A 25556-nucleotide genomic window follows, 5' to 3' on the forward strand; every position below is an offset into this window, starting at 1 on the left:
AGAAGTTTATTCTCTCAACTTACCTTGGAATTTCTCATAAACAATTGTAACAATTTCTTGACTTAATAAATTTAGGTCTGCTTCATTTAGTGTACGATCATCTGCTTGGAATTGTACTTTAATTGCCATTGATTTCTTACCTGATGGTAGTTTATCTCCTGAATAAATATCAAATATATCAACTGATTTTATTATTTTTTTATTAGAATTCTTTATATAAGTCATCATCTCGCCAACCGGCTGTTCTAGATCAACTACAAAAGCATAATCTCTAAAAGTTGGCTGGTAGTCGGAAACAATAAACTCATCTCTTTTAGCAAACTTTGCTTTAGCAAATGGTATATTGGCAATATTTATTTCAAAGGCAAATATCTCGCAATCAATATCAAAATGCTTTAATATAGATGGATGAATTTGTCCAAAATATGCTATGGCATTTTTACCAAGTTTTATAATACTTGATTTTGTCGGATGGTAATACGGTAACTCAGTTGGACAAAATTGGCACTTATCAATCGATAAGCCAGTATAATTTAAAACATTTTCTAGGTCAGATTTAATATCAAAAACATCTACTAAGCGAGCTTCAGAATGACAATCTTTCACATGATATTGTCCACATCTTACTGCAGAAGCAAAAACTAACTCACCATCAGATTTACAAGAGTTAAAGATTGGTCCTATTTCCATCAAGGCAATTTCTCTAATTGATCTTGCTAAATTTTTTTGAACTAATTTAAGTAAATTTGCAATGAGGCCAGGTCGCATATAATTATTATCTACACTAATAGGATTTAGTAGAAATAATTCCTCTTTTATTGGAGCAAATATTGGAGCGAATAATTTTGCGACGTTACTATCCATGAATGAGTTTGTTACAACTTCATCATACCCGCAAGTGGCTAAAATTCTTTTAATATCAGAAATTCTTCTTTGCTCTTTAGGTATAATCCTTGTTAGTTGCATTTCTGGTAATTTAATCGAGTCTAACTTGTCATAACCATAAATACGAACAATTTCTTCAACAATATCTTCTTTGATTGCTATGTCATACCGCCAAGAAGGTATGGTAAGTTTTAGAGTGTCACCTATATCTACTATATCAAAGCCAAGTTTCTCTAAAATATTACAAATCTCTGTCTTATTTAAGCTCAGACCAGTTATTTTAGCTAGACAATCTACAGGGAATTCCACGAATCTTTGAGCAAAGGAGATATCCCCATTATACACTATATCAGAAATTTCACCCCCACAAATAGATAAAATCATTTTACTTGCAATATTTAAGGCTTTTAAGGTAAATGCCTGATCAATATTACGTTCAAAACGATATCTAGAATCAGTATCAATCTGTAGAGATCTACCAGTTTTAGTAATATATTTAGCAGAAAAACACGCCGCTTCTAGCAAGATATTTTGCGTCTCAAGCTCACTTTTGCTACTATCACCTCCTATAATACCAGCAAGAGTAAGTACTTGCCTATCATCTTGAATTACCAAAGACCCTTCATCTAAATCATATTCTTTGCCATTTAAAGCTAGAAATTTAGTTTTTTCTTTAAGTAATGTAATTTGCAGCTTATCTGATAATTTACTTCTATCGTAAGCATGCATTGGTTGCCCGAAACTATACGATATATAGTTAGTGACGTCCACTAGGGCTGAAACCGGTTTTAGCCCAATATTTTGCAATAATTGCTTTAACCAATCAGGGCTTGTCTTGTTTTGTAAATTTCTTATTTCCCGAAAGCAGAATAATGGACATGCTTCTTTATTTTCTATCTCTAAAGCCAAAATAGATTTAAATTCTCCGGCAATTGATGGTACTTCTAATTCTTTAAGCGTACCAATACCCTTGCTAGCTAGGTCTCTAGCTATACCATAGACGCCAAGAGCATCACCACGATTTGGGGTAACGTTAATGTCAAAAACTGGGTCATCATACCCATAATATTGTATAAATGGCTCTCCTATTTTAGCATCGGGCATCAATTCTATTATACCATCAGAATTAGTACCCACTAATAGTTCTTCTTCAGAACATAACATTCCACAACTTTTTTCTCCTCGTATTACCGACTCTTTAATTTTAAATTTACCATTAGGGATTTCACAACCTATTTTTGCCAGTACTACTTTAATATTTTCCCTAGCATTACTTGCTCCGCAAACTATCTGTAAAATACCTTCGCTAGTTTGGACGTCACATATTTTTAGCTTGTCCGCCGATGGGTGAGGTTTAGTAGCTAGTATATGAGCTACTTCAAAATCCTTTAGTTCCGTCCTTCTGTCTATTATTTCTTCTACTTCAAGGCCAAGCATAGTTAAACATTCAGCAATTTCCTCAACAGATCTCTCGGTATCTAGGAATTTTTTTAACCAAGATAAAGTAAATTTCATCTTGTTAATCCTCCAGCTAGACTTGGCAAGTCAAAAGCAGAGAAGTTATAGTGTTTTAACCATCTTATATCTCCTTCAAAAAATTGTCTGAGATCCTTGATACCGTATTTTAACATAGCAAAACGCTCAACACCTAGACCAAAGGCAAACCCTTGATAGAGATCACTATCTATATTAACATTTTTAAGAACATTTGGATGAACCATACCACAACCAAGCACCTCAAGCCATTTATTGCTACCCTGCATCTTAATATCCACTTCTGCCGATGGCTCAGTAAACGGGAAAAAACTTGGTCTAAAACGTATGTCAATATTTGTTTGTTCAAAGAAATCTTTGATAAATTCAGTGATAACATATTTTAAATGTCCCATATTGATATTTTCATCGATCACCAACCCTTCAATCTGATGGAACATTGGTGTATGTGTTATATCGGAATCAGACCTATAAGTTCTACCAGGAGCAATAAACCTAAAAGGCGGTTTACCATTTTGCATCGTCCTGATTTGTATCGGTGAAGTATGAGTACGTAACAATAGGGGATGTTCTGCCTCTTTTGCCTTTAGATAGAAAGTATCGTGCATCTGCCTTGCGGGGTGATCTTCATAAAAATTTAGGGCAGTAAAATTATACCAATCATTTTCAATAGTTGAACCATACTCAATTGTTAACCCAAATTTTGCAAATATTTGAATTAATTCTTCGGTAGCTTGGGTAATGGGGTGTATGCTCCCCTTCTTATACTGCCGGGTTGGAATTGTTAAATCTGTCTTCTCTTCAGCAAATCGTTTATTTAATTCAATTTCCTCCAAGGCTGCTTGTTTTGCTTCTAGCAAATTACTAATCTGTTCTTTAAGCAGATTAACTGCCTCGCCTAACTTTTTGCGATCATTTTGCTCAAGACTACCAAGCTTTCTCATTTCTTGATTAAGTAAGCTTTGTTTCCCAAGAAACTCCACCCTAATTTGTTGCAACTCTGATAGAGCTTGAGTTGATTCTATTCTGCTTTGTGCAGATTTTAATATTTGGTTTAGATGATTCATAACAAGTTAATAATAATATCGAGCCATAAATATTAGACTAAATTTTATTATATCTCTAGATTAATTAGAAGCAAATGTCAATAACATGTTATTGCAGGGCTGCCTTTTGTTTATGTTATTACATAATAGACTTCTTTCGAAACTCTACTTCTGCTGGTGATTTGTACGCGACGTCTGTACTCGAATCCTCACGTACATTAGAGTACGCTGCGGGTCGAGGTTCCGCGTCTCCTTCAAATCCCTCAGCATAAGCGAGTTTCGAAAGAAGTCTAATGCTTAGCATTTTGGTGCTACTTTTGAGAATTTTGTTATGCTCATGGCATCATAATGTCCAAAATTTAAGGTTTTACGATTCTCGCTAGACCACGATTTACAAATGCGATAAAACCCTTGATTTTTTATTAATATTCCTATATAATTCATAGAACTAACTTAATATTATATTTATGCCTGACACACAACGATTATCAGAATCTGAAAACGAAGACTTTGTTAGCTTAATTCGTAATGAAAACCTCAATGATCTTGAAAAATTTATTAATTCTAAAAGACCGATTGATACAAATCAATCGGTGCTTGATACGACTTGCCAATCCTTTTTGCAAGTGGCTGTTATATATGGTTCATATGAGATTTTAGATCTATTACTCCAAAAGTGTTATTATGACTTAAAGTATCAAGATACAAATGGTAATACTGTTTATCATTATGCGGCAGATTTAAATAAAAATAATGAATTGGCTCTACTGTACAGACACGACCAAAAATCTGCTCTTATACCTAATAAAGAAAATATTACCCCGTGCAATATTACTAAGGTTCGTGGTAATGATATTGGATGCAAATTACTTTCAGATCCCGTTGCACCTTTAACAATCATAGGCAAGCTTGCTGCAATTAATTTGTATGGAAATGTTAACAGTCTGGACATTCCTAAAACAATTATCGATGATATTAATGCAGTACCGCAAGATAATAATACTTTGCAATACTCACTCAATATTACAGGAGATGTAACATTTCCTATTCCTGAGGTTTAAATGGAGATAAAAAACTATATGACTAGTTGTAGCAGATCGCTTTTATCGGTAACAAGTAACTCAAATTAAATGACTTTAAAAATACAGTCTAGCTCGATTTAATTGACTCTCAAAATTTCTTGGCTCACATTATAATTGGTTCTATATTTTCCTTCGGCTCACTTTATTTGACCCTAATTACTCCCACAATACTTACTGAATTTAACTTTAAAAAATAATAATCTTATAATTATTTCGTAGTTTATACAGCTAGATGATTAGATAAAAATGCTCGTTATTTTTATAATAGACCTCTTTCGAAACTCTACTTCTGCTGGTGATTTGTACGTCGATGCGGTACTCGAATCCTCACGTACATCTGAGTACGCTGCGGTTCTGCGTTCCGCGTCTCCTTCAAATCCCTCAGCATAAGCGAGTTTCGAAAGAGGTCTAATAAAAATCACATTGAACTTTTGTATCAAATGTAATATACTGCTAGTAAATGAAGAGTTGATAGACGATAGAATCAAAATCATCCACTACGGTCACCAATTTTTATTTTTAAATGATTAATTTTAAAACTCTTTCAATTTACTTACTCAGGCTATATTGTGGCTATTTCATCGGTATATTGCTTCTGATTATCGGGGTTTTAATTCTTTCAAATATCTTTGACCTTTTGCAAAAATTTAAAGCTGTATATATTCCAACACATTTTTTTTGGAAACTTGTATTATATAAAATACCTTATTTAGTTAATGAAGTAGCTTCTCTTCTTAGCTTCATTGCGATGTTATTTTTTCTAAAAAGACTAACTAAACATAACGAACTAATAACTATTTTATGCAATGGTATACATATTTGGAGGGTTATTGCTGTTCCAGTTTTTGCAGCGGTGATTTTTGGTATAATACTAATAACTATATGTAACCCTATTGGTACATTTGGTTTACAAAAATATGAATCTTTAGAAGCAAAATTGAGTAAAAAGACATCTAATAATTTTATAATATCAAAATCTGGTTTACTATTTTTTGAGAATTATCAAGGCAATAAAAGAATTATTCAGGCTGGGTCTATTGATGTAGTGAACAATAAGTTAAATAAGATTATTATATTATTTTTAGATGACAAAAATAATTTCTTAAAAAGAATTGATGGGGAATATGCTATTTTAGTTGATAATAATTTAAAACTAACTTCTGTAAAAATTTCGGATAACTATAATGTCAAACAATATGAGCATTTTACCGTTTCAACAAATTTATCAATAAGTAACTTACTAAATAGTTTTATAAATCCTGAGATGATTGCTATTTGGGATTTACCAGATATAATTAAACATTTAGTAGAATTTGGTTTACCAATAACTAACTACCAAGTTTATTTCTATAAACAGTTATTTAAGCCTATAATTATGGCTACCACAGTGATTTTAGCAGCCTGCTTTTTTAGTCTCAAGCAACGTGATAATTCTCAAGAAAAAATCTTAGTAATTGGCTTATTTCTAGGTTTTATTATTTATTTCCTATTAGAGATTTTGTTTAAAATACTCGCATATAATGCAACCCCCCCTTTCTTAGCTATTTTATTGCCAAATATATGTATATTATTTTTCAGTAATTTTGTTATTATGCATTCTAAAGAAACCTGATGCGTTAAAATGATTTGATTTTGGAGAAATAAAAATGTTAACAAACTTTTTCAGGAAATTTGTATGTGATATGGCCATAGATCTTGGTACGGCTAATACTTTAGTGTATGTCAAAGGCAAAGGAATCGTACTTAACGAACCTTCTGTAGTTGCATTGATTAAAGTGGACGGAGCATTTAAGCCATACGCATTTGGTCAGGAAGCAAAAAATATGTTAGGACGTACCCCAACAGACATTGAAGCAAAAAGACCACTAAAAGATGGTGTTATAGCCGACTTTAAGGGAGCTGAAGAAATGATAAAATATTTCATCAGAACAGTACATAATCGTAGATCATTTACTGGTCCAATGATTATAATTTGTGTACCCTCAGGTTCTACACCAGTTGAGCGTAGAGCTATTCAAGAAGCAGCAGAGAGTGCAGGAGGTAGAGATGTATACCTTATAGAAGAACCTATGGCAGCAGCAATTGGTGCTGGCTTACCAGTAACAGAAGCAACTGGTTCAATGATTGTTGATGTAGGCGGAGGAACAACAGAAGTAGCAGTCCTATCATTAGGTGGTATTGTGTATGCTAGGTCAGTACGGGTAGGTGGCGATAAAATGGATGAGTCTATTATTTCTTATATTAGAAGGCATTATAATTTACTAATCGGTGAAGCTACAGCAGAAAAAATCAAAAAGCAGATTGGGGCTGCTTACGTAGATGATAGTTTAGAACCAAGAGTAATGGAAATTAAAGGACGGGATTTAATCCATGGTATCCCTAAAGAGATGCTACTAAACGAAAGACAAATTGCTGACAGTCTAATTGAACCAATTAGTCAAATTGTAGAAGCAGTAAAAGTGGCGTTGGAATGCACTCCTCCAGAGCTTTCATCCGATATTGTAGATACGGGAATTGTTATGACTGGTGGTGGGGCATTACTCCGAAACTTAGATCATGTCCTAAAAGAAGCAACTAAACTGCCGGTAATTATTGCTGATCAAGCACTATCATGCGTAGCTCTTGGTACGGGAAAAGTACTAGAAGATTTTCAAAAATTTAAGCATGTGTTATTTAAACAAGATTAACCAATGGCATTACTTGCAAACAGAATAAAGCGTTCTAGTAAAATAGTAGAGTTTGCTAGATTTATACTTGTTACTTTGAGACGTGTTTTCGTTTTATTTTTTGTTATCGCCTCACTTTACTTATTTATTGCTGCTCCAAAAAGATTTTCTTCTATTTCTCTTGAAGTCGTTGGACATGTTATTTTTGGTGGATTGCTAATTCATGAAAACATATTTAAGCAAATTAATTTAATAACCCAAAATTTTATTTATTTACGAGACTTAGCAAGAGAAAATATCGAACTACAATTAGAAGTGGCAAGACTAAGAAAGTTACATAGTAATATATATTTGATCCAATCTGAGAATAAAGAACTAAAAAAACTACTATCAGTTGTAGAAGAAGAACAATATAACTATGTCAGTGCTAAATTACTAAGTGTTTCATTAAACCCTTTCAGTAAAACTGCTTTAGTGTCAGCTGGAGTGAGACATGGTGTAGAAGTTGATCAGATAGTTACCAACAGTGAAGGATTAGTTGGGCGAGTAATACAAGTAAGCAACAATTACTCTAAAATAATTTTAGTTAATGACGTAAACTCTCGAATCCCGATCACTACCGTATCTTCAAAAGAAAAAGGCATCATGAGCGGTTATGGTAATGGTAGCAAAATACTCTATTTACCAAAAACTCATCTTGTCCAAAAAGGCGAAAAAGTTATAACATCTGGTTATGGTAATATTTATCCTTACGGCATAACGGTAGGTTACGTAAAAAAAGCAAATGCAGAAAAGGTTCTTGTAAAGCCTGTAGTTGACTTATCAAAAACTGAGTTTGTTAGTATATTGCTTCCTCAATGAATCTAATAATCGGCTTTTATACTGCTATGATTTCAAGAGTTGATAGACGAAGAGGTCAATTTCAAGAAGAGCTAGGCAGTAGCAAAGTCGAGTAGCTAGGCGTACATGAGTAACGGAGCAGCTGAAATCTTTAGACACAACGACCTTATTCTACCTGAGTATATTATGTTTGGACAAAATCCTAAAAGACCAGCCATATTTAATGATGGAACTAGTCTAGAAATTAAGAGTATTTTTAAGACTATTCAGGGAGAAGGTCCTTTTATAGGTATGCCTGCTGTTTTTATTAGGCTTGGTGGATGCAATCTTGCTTGTAATTTCTGTGATACAGACTTTGAAGATTTTAATATGTTAACCATTAACAATATTATCGAAGAAGTTGAAAAACTTGCGATTAATATCAAATTAGTGGTTATAACTGGTGGTGAGCCTTTTCGTCAACCTATAGAATTATTGTGCTATAAATTAGTAGATTTGGACTATATGGTGCAAATTGAAACTAATGGCACATTATATCGTAATCTTCCAGATAAAGTCCATATAGTTTGTTCACCAAAAGCTGGGAAAAATGGTTATGCACTATTGAGAGATGACTTACTATCTCATATTAATGCCCTAAAATTTTTGGTGGCTAAAAATATCCCCAAATACTCTAACATACCAGAAGTAGGACAAAGCAAGTATAATATACCAGTATTTATTCAGCCTATGGATCAAAATAATCTGTTGCTAAATAAAGAAAATGAACGGTTAGCTATTGATTTGGCCATTAAGTATGGTCATCGCCTTTCCTTACAAACTCATAAGATTTTGGGTATTGAGTGATTATATATTAGATATCTTTGGCAAACTCGTTTATGCTGAAGAATTTAAAGAAGCCACGGAATCTTAACCCGCAGCGGACGATGATGTACGTGAGGAGCAGAGTACCGGTAGCACGAATAAATTACCAGCAGAAGTAGCAGCCAAGAATATAACAGCTGATAACCAACTAAGTAGAATAGTTAGGTTCAAACATACGGAGTTTATGGGCATAAAGTTGAGATACGCTTCCTCTTGATTAATAACATTCATATTTACTAATGCTTTTTTATTTCTACTGCTTTTTGGTCATATCGATTTTTTGCTTGTAGAACTATTTCCTGAATTTTTTTCTCAAAGACCTTAATAGGTGGCAATTCAGTCCAATATTCTGCTACATGTATGCCACTTGCTGATACATCCAAAAGCTCAATTTGAGCATGTGATTTTTCAGTGCAAAGAATAATACCAATTGGTGGGTTTTCTCCTTCAAATGTCTCATATTTCCTAAGCCAATTTATATAAAGCTCCATTTGCCCTTTATATTCTGCCTTAAATTTGCCGTTTTTGAGTTCAATCGCTACTAACCTTTTGAGTTTCCGATTATACATAAGTAAGTCTAAGTAAAAATGCTCATTATCTATGGTCATTCGTTTCTGACGTGCAACAAATGAAAATCCTGTACCAAGCTCTAAAATAAATTGTTCAATTTGCTGCAAAATAGCACTTTCTAGATCACTTTCATAAGGTGCATCCGGCAAATTTAAAAATTCTAATATGTATGGGTCTTTTAACACTAACTCTGGAACTAATTCATTATTTGATTTTAATAACGACAAGATTTGTCCACTATGTTTTTCAGATTGCTTGGATAACTCGCTTCTTTCATAAGTCATTTTATGGATACTAGTGCGAAGTTGCCGTACACTCCAACCATCTTGAATACACATATATGCGTAGAATTCTCTTTGGTTTTGTTCTTTCAACGGTAATAACTCTATTATATGACTCCAGCTCAATTGTTGCGACAGTGTCGCAACAATTTGATAATTTTCAAAAGAATCATAAAACTTAATCATCCTAGTTATTCCAGTATAAGTAAACCCTTTTCCATAGTCGACTGAAAGATGCTGTGCTAGTGTTTGTACGATCGAGTGTCCATACTCTGCTCTTTGATCTTTTAAGATTTCTTCCTTAATTCTCTTACCTATGTGCCAATATACCATAGTCATCTCAGAGTTTGCTACTCTTACTACTCGGCTTTTGGCTTGAATAATCAGAAATTTTATATCCTCTATCAAAGAATTATGGTCATTCGTTATTATTTGGTTCATTTATTTTTCCTATCCTTGCATATGGTTATTTTAATTATGACTTTTTATGCTCAGCTATTCTTGCTTGAATCAGCTCGTAAACTCTATGGGGATTTTTTAGACTATAAAATGTTACACCAACTTGATTCATAGTTGCGTTACTAATCATTGAAACAGTACCCAATCCAAAAATACGTTGTAAGACACCACATGTTAAACTTAGTTCTTTTATATCTTCGTACTTAATATCTACCCTTGTATAATTAATAAAACTATTAATATATGAAACTTTATCTGCCCCAATTAAAAAATCTGTACAATGATATTCTAACGCTATAGCTCCAAATAATATAAAAGGTACTAGAATTAATAAAGTGAAGATAAGTGTATTGACATCTGATATATATAAAATTTTAAGAATACACATATAAGGAATACAAATTAGTATTCCATACATACCATAATATACTGCTCGTAAATGAAGGGTTGCAAAGATAGGAGAGATATTGCAGAGTTTAGGAGATTATGAGTAAGAATGTATTGACAGAAGAACAAAGAGAAAAGTTGAAGGAACGTCATAAGACAGAACGAGACGGACGCATACGTGATCGTATTAAGGCAGTTTTGATGTATGACGATGGGTATAGTAATGTAGAGATTGCTAAGGTACTACTCTTGAGCCACGAATCGATAAGAAAACATATTGTTGATTATCAAAAAGCCAATAAGCTTGATACCAACAATGGAGGTAGCACAAGCAAATTAAGTGATGGTGAGAGGGAAGAATTAGCGAGTCACCTAGAAGCAAATAATTATGTTTATGCTAAAGATATCATGCATCACATTTAGAACAAATATGGGGTAACATATACGATAACGGGAGTAACAAAATTACTATACAAATTGGGTTTTGTTTACAAGAAGGCGAAAATAGTACCGGCTAAGCTGGATTTTGACAAGCAAGAATTATTTAAGTTAAACTACAGTTTACTAAAAGGGAATCTCAGAGATAAGGAAGCCATATATTTTATGGATGGTGTTCATCCTCAGTATCAAGCAAGGGCAAGGTGCGGTTGGATAAGAAAGAAGCAAGATAAGACCTTACCAACATTCAGTGGCTGGAGAAGAAAGCACATGATTGGTGCTATTAATCTAGCTGATTTACAGTTAGTAAGGACAGAGAACCCCAAAATAAATGGGGAGCAGATAGTTAATTTTCTACAGAGATTGGAAGAGGAGAATAGTGACAAGGAAAGAATATATTTAATCTGTGACAATGCTAGTTACCACAAATCCAAGAAAGTTAAAGGATACCTAGTAAATAGTAAAATAGAGCTAGTATTTTTGCCACCATATAGTCCAAATCTTAACCCAATTGAGAGATTATGGAAGTTTATGCACAGTATTACAACTAATAATAAATTTTATCATAATTTTGAACAATTTTCGGAAGCAATAAACAAATTTTTCAGCAACATCGCCGATTATAAAGATAGGTTACGTACCTTAATAAACGATAATTTCCAAACTATTACCGTTAACCATTTCTGCAACTCTTCAGGTTAATTGAGTATACCTAAAATCTAATATAAGCTTAATTTGTTCCATATATTATTCGCTCCCATATTGATTTACATATTTCTTTGCTCTTACTGAGAATTCACCGGAATTTATTGTATATGAATGTTCCTGAAAACATAAAAAACTTTTTAAAAATAAAACTTAAAGATAAAAATTTAAAAAGAAAAGACTTTGTAAGAGATAGTGGTCTCCATTCTTCAACATTAGGTAATATTAATAAAGCTGGATATTATCGTCCTACACTCAAAACTATTATCACTATTGCAAACTACTTTGAATGTTCTATGGATGAAGTTGTTGGCAGAAATATGAACTCTTCTTTAAACATAGGAAATTGTAAATTTCAAATGAGTGATTCAGAAAGCATCAGTATTAATCTAAAAAATTTTCTTACTGCAAAACTAAAAAAACTAAATTTAAATTTCTATAAATTAGCTAGATATCTTGGATTTAATGAGCATATTATTTCTGATTTGATAAAAGACAACTCTTCTCAAAAAACCTTAGGTAATGCAATTACCATAGCTCTAGCCGATTATTTCCAAGTATCACTAGATGAAATGGTTGGTAGAATTGTGCCTACTAAAAATACTGATAATGGTAAATCTTCTGAACAAAGCTCTAATAGTGATCCTGATATGAATAATTTATAGCAATTGCTTTTTTAATACATATTACTAACCATCATACCCTAAAACTAAACATTTAGTGAAGTTACAGGAAATAAGATATAACTTTACAATCATAATTGGGGTAAGGCTAAAAATAGCAACCCATCCTTAGTAAGTTGTTTAAAACCTGATCCTTAGTCCTAGGCCTATATAAATCATACAGCTTAGATCCCCTTAATGATTTTTGGCCCACAAATCCATGTTATATTGTTTGCAATATTCAAACATATCAATTGTATTAGGGTGGTGTATGCCAAACTTCTTAATTTGCGGTTTACCAAAAAATTTATAATTATATATATCTTTTGATTTACAGGCGGCTTTTGCCCCTTTGTTATATAATTCACTTACTTGAGCAACATTTTTACTTCTATCTCCATATAAATAATGATATATAACAAACGCTTTTTTATAAGATTCTATAGCTTGCTTAAGCTGATCTTGAGCAAACAAACTATCACCTTGTACTACATAACTAGCTGCTAAGCTAGGATTTTTAGAATAATTTGTTTTTTCCGGATTGTTGTTTTCATCTGCTAAAAATATGGGAATAGCTTTATTAATGTATTCAGAAGCTTTATCTATTTTACCTAAACCTAATTCACTTCTTGCCATTTCTGTATAAATATCTGCAAATATTTCATTATCTTCATTCTTTATGGGCTTATGTATATAATATAACTGTTGAGCTTGAGCATAAGCTTCTTGATATCTACCAAGGGAATTCAATATCTTTGTTCTAGGCATATAAGCTCCAGTAAAGTATGGGTCATTAATATGCGATCCATTTTTTATAAATAGTTCGATAATTTTATCTTCACCCTCTAAAGCTTCCTTATATTTGCCTTGCATATTAAATAATGCACTTTTTAAAGAATATATTATAGATAGATCAGCTTCTTGTATTGTTCTTTGTTTTACTAATTTTTCTATCTTTTTAAGAAATTCTTCAGCAAGTTTTATCTCTCCTAAAAACATATAAGATCCAGATATATGAGATATAAAATTAAATTTGAGAGAATAACTAGATTCATCATCATCAAGTTTACCTAAAATCTTTAATGATTTAATAAGATAAGAAATTGCTGTTTCAAAATTTCTTAATATTATTTTATTATACACTCCTATTGCTCCTAAATATCTAGCGTAATAAAATTTTTGATATTCAGACATTTGCCACAATTTAAATTTTTTGTTTTTATCTTTCCAACTAAACCAATCAACCATTTGTTGTGCTTTATTATTATTGTAAATGTTTATATATAGAGACAATAATTCACTTCTTAAGGTAAGTATTGCATATATGTTAATATTATATTTCTCAGAATTTGTGAGAATAATTTCTAGGTTTTCTAGTACAGTTTGAGCACTTCTCCACAAATATCCTGAGTGAGTTCCTTTCGCCTTAGGTAGCTTAGCAATAATATTTTCTAAATATATTTTATTATTATTGCCATTTAGTTCCATTATTTTATTGCTGACTATGTCATGCATTTCAAAAATAGGGTTATTCTCGCTAGCATTAATATTACTAATTAGCATAAACTTGGATAATTGATATATATCATCATCAAGGGTATCTTTATTATCAGTAATGATGGTAAGCAGCTGTTTTGAAAAAGCTTGGTTATTTAGTAAAGCTATTTTATTAAGTAACTTTGCTGCACTAAAGGGTAATTGTTGAACAGCCATACTAATATTCGTTGCTATTTTATCAGTTGATTGATAAATTTTCTTTTTATATTCTTCTTTATCTAGACCTTTAATTTTGTTAAGTAATTGAGTTCCTTGCACTATCAATATTGGATAACCACTAAAAGATTGTGTTAAAAATTCGATATTATTGTTATTTTTATTGTCTAATAAGTTATTAGCTAAAGCTACAATAGTAGGGTGATCGAGTAGTGGCATGGCTATAATGTTATGTAACTTTTCATTATCTTGCGAGCAAAACACTACATGACCATTATGTTCCCAATCGATTAAATCTTGTACTTTTTTATTTTCATTAACTTTTAAATTATCAAACACCAATAACCATTTAGTAGTAGTAGTTAAATATGATATTATTTCTTTTTTTGTTAAAGTAACTTCTTCAGATATATTAGTTCGTTTAACCATATTGAGTTGTTTGGCTAATTTCACAAATTGTTCATCAAAATCAAGGTTACAATCAAAAAACCAAATAAGATCATAATTATTTTTATTCTCATAACCATACATCCTAATCAGTTGAGTTTTACCTATACCGCTAGTACCCACTATACTTGCTTGTCTATATTTATTTAAATATTCATCAAGAATTCTAAGTTGTTGCTCATGATTGACAAAATAACTAACTGGAGTGATTAAATTAGATACTTGTTCTTGAGCAAAAGTTCTAGTATTAATGATTAATAATATGATTGATATTAGAAAATTTTTCATATAATGAAACTGTTGAAAAATAAATTATGCCCTAACGGTACGTATAAAACATATTATTACGAATAATTATAAAGAATAAGCAAAAATAACTCAACTTAAGTTTGAATATTAATAATAATCATCATTAAAAATATGAATAGAGAATTTTTATGAGAAAAATTTTAATAATTCTAATTTTGCAATTTATCGTAATAGAAGCATTTGCAAGTATTGAAAGAATAAAACTACATTCTTTTGATAATTTAGTTGATCAAATTAAAAATGATACAATAAAAGGTAAAGATACGCTAATTGTATTTGATATTGATGGAGTTATTCTTTGTCCTAAGGACAGCTATTTAAGCCATAATAATCGTGAAGTACGTCATAAATTTCTTGATGACATTGAAAAATCACAAGGTCTAGCTCAGAGAAAAAATATATATGCACTTATTGCTGCTCAGATGGAATATAAGCTAATTGAACCAAGCTTAATGAAATACTTTTGGTTTCTAAAGTTCAATGGTTATGACGTTATTGCCTTAACATCAATGGGACCAAATAATCCATATTTTGATCAGGAACAAGATCGTGTTGATATGCTTAAAGATAAAGGATTATTGTTTGATAAAAGATATCATGGTCAAATAAAAATTGATAAACAAAAAAGACCCCAGCCAAAAGCCATTGAGGGAGTTATTTTTGCAAGAGGATATGAAAAGGGATTAGTTCTCAAGGCATACCTTGATCAACAACATACTGCCTATAGCAAGATAGCACCAAACAAACTGCTGCACATTTGTAAAAACATAAACAAACTTTGGTGGTAAGCCATCAACAACAAGGTATAGTGTTTGCGATTATTGTGTGTTAAAGTTACAGTTAGCCGAGTTGGTAAAGAGCTATAACCGACCACCACAATGGTGCAGCTTTAAGGCAGCCCGTAAGATAGCATGGTTTTGGAGTTGTTGGTAATATCATTGATGGCATTATGTGTTTATGATACGTAAGAGACCTCGTTTAAGAGATTAATTTTTTCATTCAATACTCCAACTTAAAATTAGCTCGGTCTAATTCTTAGTGTAGGAGATGATATGACAAATAAAAAGAATGATAAACAGAAACTATCTGTAATTAATCCTGATGCGGCAGGTATTGATATTGGTTCTAGAGAACATTATGTTTGTGTACCAGCTGATAGGGATGAAAAGAATGTACGAAAATTTGCTGCTTTTACCAGTGATTTAAGAGAAATGGCAGATTGGTTAAAAAAATGTGGAGTTAAGACGATAGCTATGGAATCAACAGGGATATATTGGATACCTGTATTTCAGATTTTAGAGACTACTGGCTTTGAAGTTATATTGGTGAATGCTAGGCATGTGAAAAACGTACCTGGACGTAAAACAGATGTAGCTGATTGTCAGTGGTTACAACAACTTCATAGCTATGGATTGTTAAGTGGTTCATTTCGTCCAAAAGATCAGATATGTGAATTAAGAACTCTTACTAGACAAAGAGACAGATTAACAAAGAATGCTGCAACCCATGTAAACCGTATGCAGAAAGCACTGAATGAAATGAATATCCAATTACATCATGTGATTAGTGATATAACAGGTGTTACAGGAATGAGTATAATAAAAGCAATTATTGCTGGTGAAAGGGATGCAAATAAATTAGTCACATTTAGGGATAGTCGTATAAAAAGTGATAAAAAGACTATTATCAAAGCTTTGGAGGGAGATTATCGCAAAGAGCATCTTGTAGTATTAAAGCAAGAATTAGATATTTATGAATTTTACCTAAAACAAATCAAGGAGTGTGACGAAGCAATAGAAAGCTGTTACAAAGAGTTTGATAAACGTGGTGATGGTGATGTAACAAATAAGCAACGCAAGAACAAAAATTCTCCAAAGTTTGATTTACAACAATCACTATATAACGCAGCAGGAGCAGATTTTACTGCAATTCCAGGGCTAAGTGAGCTAAGTGTACAAACGATAGTATCGGAAGTGGGGTTAGATATGGACAAATGGAGTACAGAGAAACATTTTACATCTTGGCTTGGCTTAAGTCCTGCTAATAAAATTACCGGTGGTAAAGTATTTGATACGAGAACAAAAAAGGTAGAAAATAAAGCAAGTATGGCATTCAGGATGGCAGCTCTTAATCTAGGTAGAGGTAAATCAGCACTAGCAGGATTTTACAGAAGGATAAAAAGTAGAGCTGGTACACCAAAAGCTATTACAGCAACAGCAAGGAAGTTGGCATGTATGTTTTATCGATTATTAAAATATGGTCAAGACTACGTCGAACAGGGAATTGAAACGTACGAAAAACAATACCAAGAAACAATGGTAAAAAATCTGCAAAAACAGGCAACACGACTAGGGTTTAGTGTGGTTAAAATAGAGCAGTCATTGGAATCAGTTTGTTAAGAGAGCAGTCATTGGAATCAGTTTGTTAAGAGTTGTGAAGCAACATAATCTATTGCAACGAAAGGTATATCTGCCATTCTATCCGGCAAGTAACCTTGCAAATCAAAATATTTCATTTTAAGGGCATATACTAACTTGTTATCCTTCTTTTCTAAACAACGAATTTCTCCTGATACTGATTATCTTTCAAAATAGAATTAATAATTTAATTCCAACTAATGATAGACCTAATACTAAATTATACCATGATACCATGTTAATTCTATTTTGAAAGATAATCAGTATGAGGATAATGACCAACTATCTATTAATTCAATTTTAGTACAATATTGTTTCATAGATCAAGTTTTAAAAGCCTCGAACATCAGTTTTGTTAAGCATACCGGCATAAATTTTAGTAAAAAAGTTCTCAGAATTACTAGAGTGGCTACTTTTTATCAAATAAAACCTAGGTAATACCTAGCAATCCATTGACAAACTAGGCTAAAATACATAGTGTGTCAATCACCAAAATAAAAACGTTACTTTCTGCTGTAAAAAATATTAAATTTAGAGCTAGTTTTTTGCTAAATAAAATAAGGATATCAATTTATGTAACGCTGAAGATTATTAGGGTTACAGAGAAATAAGGCTTTAAATTAAAGAAGGGTCGCAAAAAAAACACGCTCTCCTAAAAAGCTTATTGGTATTATGGATACAGGCGTTGGATTTCGCTTTTCGCACGTTCCGTTACGCTGAGCCAACTAGTTTTCTTGTGGTTTTTTGTTCACTTTAAAGTTGGTTTTGCCAAGCCAAAAAAACGGTCATTTTTCTGATAGTTAGATAGATAAATCTTAACTACTATTATAACTACTAAGTTAATATAATCAAATGTTGACTAAATTAACCTATAAGAAATATTATAAATATATTTGACTATTACATTTAACTAATTATACTATAAATTATATATTTATTATAAGTTAAAAGAATGTCTACTAAAATAGCTATTAGCCAATTTAAGTCTCATTGTCTTGAAATAATTGAAAAACTACAAGTTAATGGACAATCAGTTATAATTACTAAAAGAGAGAAAGCAATAGCTAAAGTATTACCAATTGATACCAAAAAAGTTTCATTATTTGGAATGCTTAAAAATAAAGCTGAGATAAAGGCTGATATATTAGAGCCAATTGACGAAAAATGGAACGTAGAACATGAATAATCCTATAGTACTCGATACCCATGTTTTACTATGGGCGTTGTTACAACCTGAAGAATTATCAGAAGATGTTAAACAACAAATAAATTTAGCTCAAGAAAACTCGCAATTATTTCTAAGTTCAATTTCTCTATGGGAAATTGCTATGCTTAAATTAAAAAAACGTATTAACATCTATGAACCTATAAAAGACTTCCTAGAATCTATAGCTAATATTAACGGATTATCTATCAAAGATATCTCCCCAGAAATTGCTGCAGAAAGTATTTCTCTTATGGATGAGTTTCATGGCGATCCAGCTGATAGAATTATTGTGGCTACAGTAAAATGTTATGGGGCTACGTTACTTACCAGAGACCAAAAAATTCTTACTTGGGCTAATTTAGGGCATATTAAATCGTTGTCAACCTAGCCAATTTCTGCAAATTACCTAATCACCATAATTTTAATTTATTCTGTGATAGTGCAAAAGATGGGATAATATTGGGACACCTAAAACCTTGTGTTTTTGGAATGGTAAATTTTCAGGATATGCCAAAATTATTTTATATGTCATGACTTAATAATAGACTTTATTTTATTATCTATTATTATAAATATACCTAATATATAAGTTAATAATGTCATGAAAATAGAACATTCTCAAATGGATAAACACGGCAGGATATTGATACCTTCTACTATTAGAAATTCTTTGAATTATAAATATGGTGACACGTTTGTAATTAGAGTAATTGATGATGAATTGCATATTGTCGGTATAAATAAAGAAATAAAGGCAGCACAAAGCTTATTTAAAAAATATAATACCAGCTCCAATTCTGCAGTAGATGAATTTTTAGACTCAAGACGTATTGAAGCAAACAACGAAAATTTAAAGTTTGGAGCAAAATGAATAAAAGTGATCAGTATGTAATTCTCGACGCTTCAGCTTTAATAGCACTGCTTTCTGAAGAAAAGGGAGGTGAAACTGTGGCATCTATTTTACCTAAATCAGTTATGAGTAGTGTGAATATTGCAGAAGTAGCTAAATTTTTAATTGAAAGGCGTAGCCTTAGTGAAGAAGAAGTATCCAATATTATTCAAAGTCTAATTGAAATAATTATTCCATTTGATACGCAGCTAGCTCTAATAAGTGCAAATATTGTTAGACAAACAAAAGCTTTGGGCTTATCTCTTGGGGATAGAGCATGTCTTGCACTTGCCCTACAGACAGGTTACACAGTATATAGTGCTGATAGAATATGGTCTAAGTTGAATTTAGATTGTAAGATCGTTATTATACGTTAGCTGCTCGAGTAAGCCAGCATATGTCAAAAAGTGCACAATAATGACCCAGTAAATGGGGTTCTAAGCGTAACAATGGCATTCGGTTAAGCTTTTACTTCTCTCAAATTACGATAAGTTGACCATTTATCCCTAGGCTGGAGGTACGAGGATAGGATATTCTAGGTCGTAACTTTTGTCTAGCACGTACGATTGACCCCATTATTTTAGGTATAATATATCATACTATTCTTCTTAACCGAATGCCATTGCTTCCACTAGACCCCTATCTCTATCGAGCTAGTGAAACTCCCATAAGAAGGCATATCAAAATCAAGAGTAAAGCCCATCCGTATGATCCAAAATTTAAAGAATATTTTAAACACAGGGAAAGTACGAGTAAAACTAGAAGAATAACTACTATTAATAATTCTTCGGAGACTAAATTATTAGGTATAGGACTGTTGGGTGACAATGTTGCTTTACTTAGGGCTTGAGCAGTGTGCGGTGAAAGTTGCATCTACAGTTACAATAATATTGCAAACTCTCTAGAAATCATGCAAATTATTCCACGAACTTTTACATTCAATAATCCAGGGAAAAAATTTACTTATGAAGTTAATTCATTGAGTTCTACTCTGAAAATCGTGTATCCGTGTTTAAATTTAATGGAGTAAAGAAGTGAAAAGAAATGGTATATATCTAACAACTATGAACCAAATCGACTAGCGTTAAACAATTTAATAGACGCTTATGAAAAATTATTACCCAGAAAAAAGTATAAGGGAACTGTAAACATTTCTGCAAAAATTTAGCATAAGGCTACAGGTGAGGTAATAAAAGGGCTACAGAGGTGATTTTCTTTCATTTCTTATAAAATCTTTCCATAAAATAAAAAATACAATTTTAGAAATCTCACCTGTATATCTGTGATAATCAATGTCATAATTTCTAATATTCTGTAAAAGAAACTTTTTACTGTAAGTATGAAATTTGAGCTAATACTGATTATCTTTCAAAATAGAATTAATAATTTAATTCCAACTAATGATAGACCTAATACTAAATTATACCATGATACCATGTTAATTCTATTTTGAAAGATAATCAGTATAAAAATGAATAAATTTCTTCTTTAAAAACATTCCGTAAATTGTACCACTTACGGAATGTTTGTAATATGCTAGGTTCTTATATCATAATTTAAAGATATAAGAACCTAGAGAATAAAAATAACGATGAAGTTGACTATTAGATACAAGAACCAGTTATATTAGAAGAAAAGTTATTATTTTTTGCACTTGAAAAAGATCACCTTAGCTGATATAAAATAAACATCTTTGTATATACTCAGGTAGAACTTCAAGAATTAAGGTCTCGCGACCTAAAGATTTCAGCTGCCCCGTTACTCATGTACGCTACGCCGCTCGACTTTGCTACTGCCTAGCTCTTCTTGAAGTTATACTATCGTCTATTAACTCTTGAAATCATAGAAGTATATATATATACTCTTCTGCTTTGAAGAATTGGCTTTTGCAAATACTTGCAGGGATTTCGCGTACTCACGTATTTTATGTACTGCTTGCGTTCGCTCATCCCTTGTTTATTGTCCCAATTCTCCAAATCATTTGAGTATACGCACCCTTAGCTCAGCTGGATAGAGCAACGGATTTCTAATCCGTAGGTCAGAGGTTCGAATCCTCTAGGGTGCGCCATTCTTCGATTTTAGTGCATTTTACGAATGCGTCAAACGGTGGACGCAAGGTATAATCTAGCTTACAGCCATTCAGCTCTAGGTTCGAAAATACAAGATTTAACAATTTGCGTTTTTTCTCAATATTCGAACCTTTAAATGTTTCTAACGCTCCAGAAGCCAGTTCTACTAGGTTAACCAAGCATTATGAAAATTTATCATCGGCATTGTCGTGGCTTGCTATTTAGTTGGCAATATCCTCTCGTTTTTCAGTTAATTGCTGACGCTTTTCTTCATATATTTCTTTTGTTAAATCTCCTTCTAAAAATAAATCTGTTAGTTTATCCATACGAGTTTTCATCTTTGTGTGTTCAGATTGTAACTCAGATATACGACTCTTATTATAATCTTGTTCGATACTGGTTGAGCTTTTTATACAAGATATTACTTCCTTGAGTAATTCAGGCTCTAAATGGAGTATTGCTTATTGTCCTCAATAATGACATTATTGACGGAGCTTTTCCAGTACTAATAGTTGACTTATCTTCTTCAAAAACCTTATCTTAATTAGCTTTTAGTGTGACTAGGTTAGGATTCTAGTCACATTAGAGTCAATAATTTTTTTTCAAAAGGAGTCAAAAGCATATTGCAATCTAAACTCTAAAATTATTCAGGCAATATCCTCCTAAAGATTAATTAAATTGATACATCTATACAAATGCACGATAAGAATGCTGGTTTATCACATTTCTTACTTCGGTTCGGGTTCTACAATCATCCACTAGGGCATGCCTGTAATTGATTCTTTTTAGTAATTTTGTCGTCAAAATTTGCTTCCGTTCCTCACATATATTTGCGTACTGTTTGCAGTACTCAGCTACATTAGATGTCTTTGGCAAACTCTACTTCTGCTGGTAATTTATTCGTGCTACCGGTACTTTGCTCCTCACGTACATCATCGTCCACTGCGTGTCAAGGTTTTGTGGCTTCTTTAAATTCCTCAGCATAGGCGAGTTTGCCAAAGATATCTATTTTTTACTGAAAAATTATTCAATTCGTAGGCACTCCCAATTAATCAAATATCCAATTATGCCTTCAATTAGTCCTATATTATATTTCTTTAATTTTTGGTATTGGAGGTATTGATTTAGGATCAGGGCATTTACGAGTTTGGAACATTAATTGATCAATAGAATGCCCAAATTTATTAGTGCTTAGTAGATTTTTATTTATCCATTTTGCCGTTATCAACTTACTCAGTTCAGAATGAATAACTGGAATATCCAGTACGGCACTAGCACCTATCCCTGCAATTTTAATATGATAACCCTGTTTATCTAATCCATATTGTTGTAATACTTTATCAACTTCTCTTTGAGTAACAATTGTTTGGCGTTCAATATGAGGATTATTACTGACAAATAAAATAACAAAGTCTTTTTGTCTACCAAATTTTCTACTTAAAATTCTTTCAGCAAAATTAACTGCTGCATCATGAGCAGTAGTGGCTGTATCAGGTCTTTCGTTATTCTTGCCTACTTTAGTATTGATTATTTCAGTACGTTTAACTTGATCCTTATTAAGGAACTTGTTTACTAGGTCACTACTCATCAGGTCTTCTGTGAGTTTTCTCTCATTGCTGCTTGCATAATTAGGATAGAATCTTCTAGGAAAAAGACCTAATGGACATTCTTCTTGTGTTTTATATTGAATAAATGGCTGAGCTTTATTTAACTTAATACCGTAATCTTTAGCAAGAGACTCGATATATCTTTCACCTTCCTCAATACAAGCTGAATCATTTCCAACTAATTGTACAGTATCCAATCTATTAATATCTGCCTTTCCTTGCCATGCTTCTAGCAATTCAGTGTATGTTTTGGGGTTAATGCCATCGAGATTAGCCCATAAGGGTCTTGCTCCTGTTAATACTAGTACTAATCCGTTAACTTTAATTTGTTCTGTTAATTTATTATAATAGATTATACGTGTCAATAACCTAATTCTAGCTGCCCCGGCAATCCAAACTTCATCATATTCTTGATAGTGAGGTTTTATTTCATTAATAAGTCCCAATTGTCTAGCATCTACAATATATTGAGACTTATATTTAGTCATCCAATCTTTAGTAGTCAGTTCATTCCGTTCCTGACCAAGATTAAGATCAAACGCATCCTGAGCAACAAATAGTAACCAATCTTCAATATTTCGTACATTTATCTCATTAATAGATTTAAATAAATTTTTACGCAATGATTTAGCATTGAATTTACTAGGAGCGTTTTGATTAGCACCAGCTTTAGCCAAACTGCCCTGAATCAAACGAAATATTTTGTCTGCATTAGTCTTGTCAAAACATACTAGATCGTGCCATAATTTTTGTGGTTCAAAATATCCAGCTAGATAAAAAATCTTTAACAAAGCTTCTTGCTGGGTTGGTGAGGTAAAACCTAATTTGCTAGCAGCTAATTCGAATCCTGAAAGTTCTGATGAATGTTTATAATCCCCGTATGTTACGCTGGTAGTTAGGGCAACTGTTACAGATAGTAGCATTCTTTTTAAGGCTTGAAGCATAATATAATTTTCTTCGTTTAATTATAACCCTAGATTTTTGGGCTTTTGATACTTAATCCAAGTATCAATCAACAACTTAGTAATAATAATCGCAGAGAACATAGATGATATTATACCAATAGTTAGTGTTACTGCGAAACCTTTTATACCTCCAGCTCCAAATATAAAAAGTAAAAATGCTGCAATCAAAGTTGTAATATTTGAATCAAGGATTGTAGCAAAAGCTGATTCAAATCCCATCCTTATGGCATATAGATTAGATGCACCTTTTTTAAGTTCTTCCCTTATCCTTTCATAAATGAGTACATTGGCATCAACTGCCATACCAATCGTTAGGATTATACCAGCAATTCCTGGCAGAGTTAATGTAGCTTGAAAAAGTGACAATAACGCTAAAATATAAAGTAAAGCTAGGCTTAATGCTATATTGGCAAAAATGCCAAGAATTCCGTAAGACCAAACCATGAATATTACCACACTAACAAAACCAATCATACCTGCTTTCTTGCCTGCCTCTATTGAATCTGCTCCAAGATTTGGTCCTACGGTTCTTTCCTCTATTATTTTTAAAGGGGCTGGCAGCGAACCAGCTCTAAGTAATAACGCTAATTCATTTGCTGATTCAACAGTAAAATTACCTGAAATTATACCGCTTCCTCCAAGAATTGGTTCATTAATTACTGGTGCACTTAATAATTTGTTATCAAGCACGATAGCAAGCCTCTTGCCAGAATTATTCTTGGTTATTTCTGCAAATAATTTACTACCAAGATTATTAAAAGAAAAAGCAACAGCAGGTTGGGAATTTTGATTGAAAGAAGCTTGGGCAGTTGTTAGCTGGTCACCACTAACAATAGCTTTTTTCTTAACAACTACGTAATATTCTTGCTTATTTTCATTTTCCCCTTTCACTAAAATTGAACCAAAGGGTAAATGTCCATTTAATGCTTGTTGTATGTTGGCAGTTTCATCTACTAAATGAAAGGTTAGTTTTGCAGTTTTGCCAAGAATATTTTTGAGTTGTTGTGGATTTTCCTCACCTGGTACTTGCAGTAATATATGTTTATCACCTTGCCTTTGTATGTTAGGTTCTGTTGTGCCGGTGCTATCCACTCTCATTCTGATTATTTCAATTGATTGGGCAATAACTTGATACCTTAATTCAGCAAGCTTTGAATCACTATAGCTAAGCTTAATATTAGTATTATCATTTTCCACAGTAATTTCTCGGTCGACTTTACCTAAGATCTTTTTGACCTGTTTATAATCTTCTAGGTTTCTCAATTCAAACTGCACCGCCTTGTTCTTAACAACAAGATTTTTATAACCTATTTTATCTTCCCGTAAATATTTTCGTAAATGGTCAGCTAAACTGTCCATTACATCATTTAAGTAACTATCAAAATCTACATCTAGCAATAGATGAGCACCACCTCTCAAATCAAGACCAAGATTCACCTTATGGTTTGGCAGTATTTTAGAATCTATAGTTGTAAAATTAGGTAAAGCACAAATAAAGGCTGCTATTGTACATAAAATAGAAAGGAATATTTTCCATTTAGGAATATTATACAC

General features: G+C 32.2%; 24 protein-coding genes and 1 tRNA gene. 15 read left to right on the forward strand and 10 right to left on the reverse strand.

Translation table 11 applies throughout. The features are described from left to right. Positions 1-6 precede the first annotated feature (6 nt). The 4 genes from pheT to AAGD53_RS01570 form a co-directional block, all read right to left on the reverse strand. On the reverse strand, positions 7-2400 hold the full coding sequence (pheT, locus tag AAGD53_RS01555) for a phenylalanine--tRNA ligase subunit beta (protein WP_341763021.1): 2394 nt from the start codon (positions 2398-2400) through the stop codon (positions 7-9). Beyond that, positions 2397-3446 (reverse strand): phenylalanine--tRNA ligase subunit alpha, encoded by a 1050-nt coding sequence (gene pheS, locus AAGD53_RS01560; RefSeq protein ID WP_341763022.1) that lies wholly within the window; start codon positions 3444-3446, stop codon positions 2397-2399. Before pheS ends, pheT begins: the two co-directional genes overlap by 4 nt. Before the next feature lie 118 nt (positions 3447-3564). After that, complete coding sequence (locus tag AAGD53_RS01565; RefSeq protein WP_341763023.1) at positions 3565-3729, reverse strand: palindromic element RPE1 domain-containing protein; 165 nt, start codon at positions 3727-3729, stop codon at positions 3565-3567. Further along, entirely contained in the window at positions 3723-3869 is a 147-nt protein-coding gene (locus tag AAGD53_RS01570; protein ID WP_341763024.1) for a hypothetical protein, read from the reverse strand. Before AAGD53_RS01570 ends, AAGD53_RS01565 begins: the two co-directional genes overlap by 7 nt. 23 nt (positions 3870-3892) lie before the next feature. On the opposite strand from AAGD53_RS01570, the gene AAGD53_RS01575 reads away from it, so the two are divergent. Beyond that, positions 3893-4486, forward strand: a complete 594-nt coding sequence (locus AAGD53_RS01575) for a hypothetical protein (RefSeq protein WP_341763025.1) — start codon at positions 3893-3895, stop codon at positions 4484-4486. A 257-nt stretch (positions 4487-4743) separates the two neighbouring features. On the opposite strand, the gene AAGD53_RS01580 is transcribed toward AAGD53_RS01575, so the two are convergent. Next, positions 4744-4995 (reverse strand): palindromic element RPE1 domain-containing protein, encoded by a 252-nt coding sequence (locus AAGD53_RS01580; RefSeq protein WP_341763026.1) that lies wholly within the window; start codon positions 4993-4995, stop codon positions 4744-4746. 35 nt (positions 4996-5030) lie between these two features. Here AAGD53_RS01580 and AAGD53_RS01585 point away from each other — a divergent pair, with 35 nt between their 5' ends. The 4 genes from AAGD53_RS01585 (at position 5031) to AAGD53_RS01600 (ending at position 8859) form a co-directional block, all read left to right on the forward strand. Then, positions 5031-6119, forward strand: coding sequence for an LptF/LptG family permease (locus AAGD53_RS01585; protein WP_341763027.1), 1089 nt, complete (start codon positions 5031-5033; stop codon positions 6117-6119). Positions 6120-6153: 34 nt separating this feature from the next. Beyond that, entirely contained in the window at positions 6154-7194 is a 1041-nt protein-coding gene (locus AAGD53_RS01590; RefSeq protein WP_341751642.1) for a rod shape-determining protein, read from the forward strand. Positions 7195-7197: 3 nt separating this feature from the next. After that, the gene (mreC, locus tag AAGD53_RS01595; RefSeq protein WP_341763028.1) at positions 7198-8034 is read left to right on the forward strand and encodes a rod shape-determining protein MreC; all 837 of its coding nucleotides are present in this window, start codon (positions 7198-7200) and stop codon (positions 8032-8034) included. Between the two features lie 165 nt (positions 8035-8199). After that, positions 8200-8859 carry a 7-carboxy-7-deazaguanine synthase QueE gene (locus AAGD53_RS01600; protein ID WP_341763382.1) on the forward strand — a complete coding sequence of 220 codons (660 nt, stop codon included), beginning with the start codon at positions 8200-8202 and terminating at the stop codon, positions 8857-8859. A gap of 254 nt (positions 8860-9113) precedes the next feature. Here AAGD53_RS01600 and AAGD53_RS01605 read toward each other — a convergent pair whose 3' ends face one another. Then, positions 9114-10169, reverse strand: coding sequence for a YhcG family protein (locus tag AAGD53_RS01605; RefSeq protein WP_341763029.1), 1056 nt, complete (start codon positions 10167-10169; stop codon positions 9114-9116). Positions 10170-10203: 34 nt separating this feature from the next. Next, complete coding sequence (locus AAGD53_RS01610; RefSeq protein ID WP_341763030.1) at positions 10204-10605, reverse strand: PH domain-containing protein; 402 nt, start codon at positions 10603-10605, stop codon at positions 10204-10206. 68 nt (positions 10606-10673) lie between these two features. Here AAGD53_RS01610 and AAGD53_RS01615 point away from each other — a divergent pair, with 68 nt between their 5' ends. From AAGD53_RS01615 to AAGD53_RS01625, 3 genes are all read left to right on the forward strand, one after another. After that, positions 10674-10997 (forward strand): helix-turn-helix domain-containing protein, encoded by a 324-nt coding sequence (locus AAGD53_RS01615; RefSeq protein WP_341756103.1) that lies wholly within the window; start codon positions 10674-10676, stop codon positions 10995-10997. Between the two features lie 54 nt (positions 10998-11051). Then, entirely contained in the window at positions 11052-11714 is a 663-nt protein-coding gene (locus AAGD53_RS01620; protein ID WP_341762806.1) for an IS630 family transposase, read from the forward strand. Between the two features lie 113 nt (positions 11715-11827). Continuing rightward, positions 11828-12382, forward strand: coding sequence for a helix-turn-helix domain-containing protein (locus AAGD53_RS01625; protein ID WP_341763031.1), 555 nt, complete (start codon positions 11828-11830; stop codon positions 12380-12382). Between the two features lie 192 nt (positions 12383-12574). On the opposite strand, the gene AAGD53_RS01630 is transcribed toward AAGD53_RS01625, so the two are convergent. Then, on the reverse strand, positions 12575-14827 hold the full coding sequence (locus AAGD53_RS01630; protein ID WP_341763032.1) for a tetratricopeptide repeat protein: 2253 nt from the start codon (positions 14825-14827) through the stop codon (positions 12575-12577). Positions 14828-14976: 149 nt separating this feature from the next. Here AAGD53_RS01630 and AAGD53_RS01635 point away from each other — a divergent pair, with 149 nt between their 5' ends. From AAGD53_RS01635 to AAGD53_RS01665, 7 genes are all read left to right on the forward strand, one after another. Beyond that, positions 14977-15636 carry a DUF2608 domain-containing protein gene (locus tag AAGD53_RS01635; protein WP_341763033.1) on the forward strand — a complete coding sequence of 220 codons (660 nt, stop codon included), beginning with the start codon at positions 14977-14979 and terminating at the stop codon, positions 15634-15636. Positions 15637-15900: 264 nt separating this feature from the next. Continuing rightward, entirely contained in the window at positions 15901-17247 is a 1347-nt protein-coding gene (locus tag AAGD53_RS01640) for an IS110 family transposase (RefSeq protein WP_341762534.1), read from the forward strand. Between the two features lie 970 nt (positions 17248-18217). Next, on the forward strand, positions 18218-18451 hold the full coding sequence (locus AAGD53_RS01645) for a type II toxin-antitoxin system Phd/YefM family antitoxin (RefSeq protein WP_341757355.1): 234 nt from the start codon (positions 18218-18220) through the stop codon (positions 18449-18451). Beyond that, positions 18444-18860, forward strand: a complete 417-nt coding sequence (locus tag AAGD53_RS01650; RefSeq protein WP_341763034.1) for a type II toxin-antitoxin system VapC family toxin — start codon at positions 18444-18446, stop codon at positions 18858-18860. The genes AAGD53_RS01645 and AAGD53_RS01650 overlap by 8 nt, the downstream gene beginning before the upstream one ends. Positions 18861-19073: 213 nt before the next feature. Further along, entirely contained in the window at positions 19074-19343 is a 270-nt protein-coding gene (locus tag AAGD53_RS01655) for an AbrB/MazE/SpoVT family DNA-binding domain-containing protein (RefSeq protein WP_341763035.1), read from the forward strand. Further along, positions 19340-19738 (forward strand): type II toxin-antitoxin system VapC family toxin, encoded by a 399-nt coding sequence (locus tag AAGD53_RS01660; RefSeq protein WP_341763036.1) that lies wholly within the window; start codon positions 19340-19342, stop codon positions 19736-19738. Before AAGD53_RS01655 ends, AAGD53_RS01660 begins: the two co-directional genes overlap by 4 nt. A gap of 1614 nt (positions 19739-21352) precedes the next feature. Further along, positions 21353-21429 (forward strand) — tRNA-Arg (locus AAGD53_RS01665). Positions 21430-22517: 1088 nt separating this feature from the next. Here the strand turns inward: AAGD53_RS01665 and AAGD53_RS01670 are convergent. Together AAGD53_RS01670 and secD are read right to left on the reverse strand one after the other, a co-directional pair. Then, positions 22518-23981 (reverse strand): hypothetical protein, encoded by a 1464-nt coding sequence (locus tag AAGD53_RS01670; protein WP_341763037.1) that lies wholly within the window; start codon positions 23979-23981, stop codon positions 22518-22520. A gap of 21 nt (positions 23982-24002) precedes the next feature. Continuing rightward, on the reverse strand, positions 24003-25556 hold the full coding sequence (gene secD / locus AAGD53_RS01675) for a protein translocase subunit SecD (protein WP_341763038.1): 1554 nt from the start codon (positions 25554-25556) through the stop codon (positions 24003-24005).

This window comes from Candidatus Tisiphia endosymbiont of Melanophora roralis (genome assembly GCF_964026575.1).
Taxonomy (GTDB): domain Bacteria; phylum Pseudomonadota; class Alphaproteobacteria; order Rickettsiales; family Rickettsiaceae; genus Tisiphia.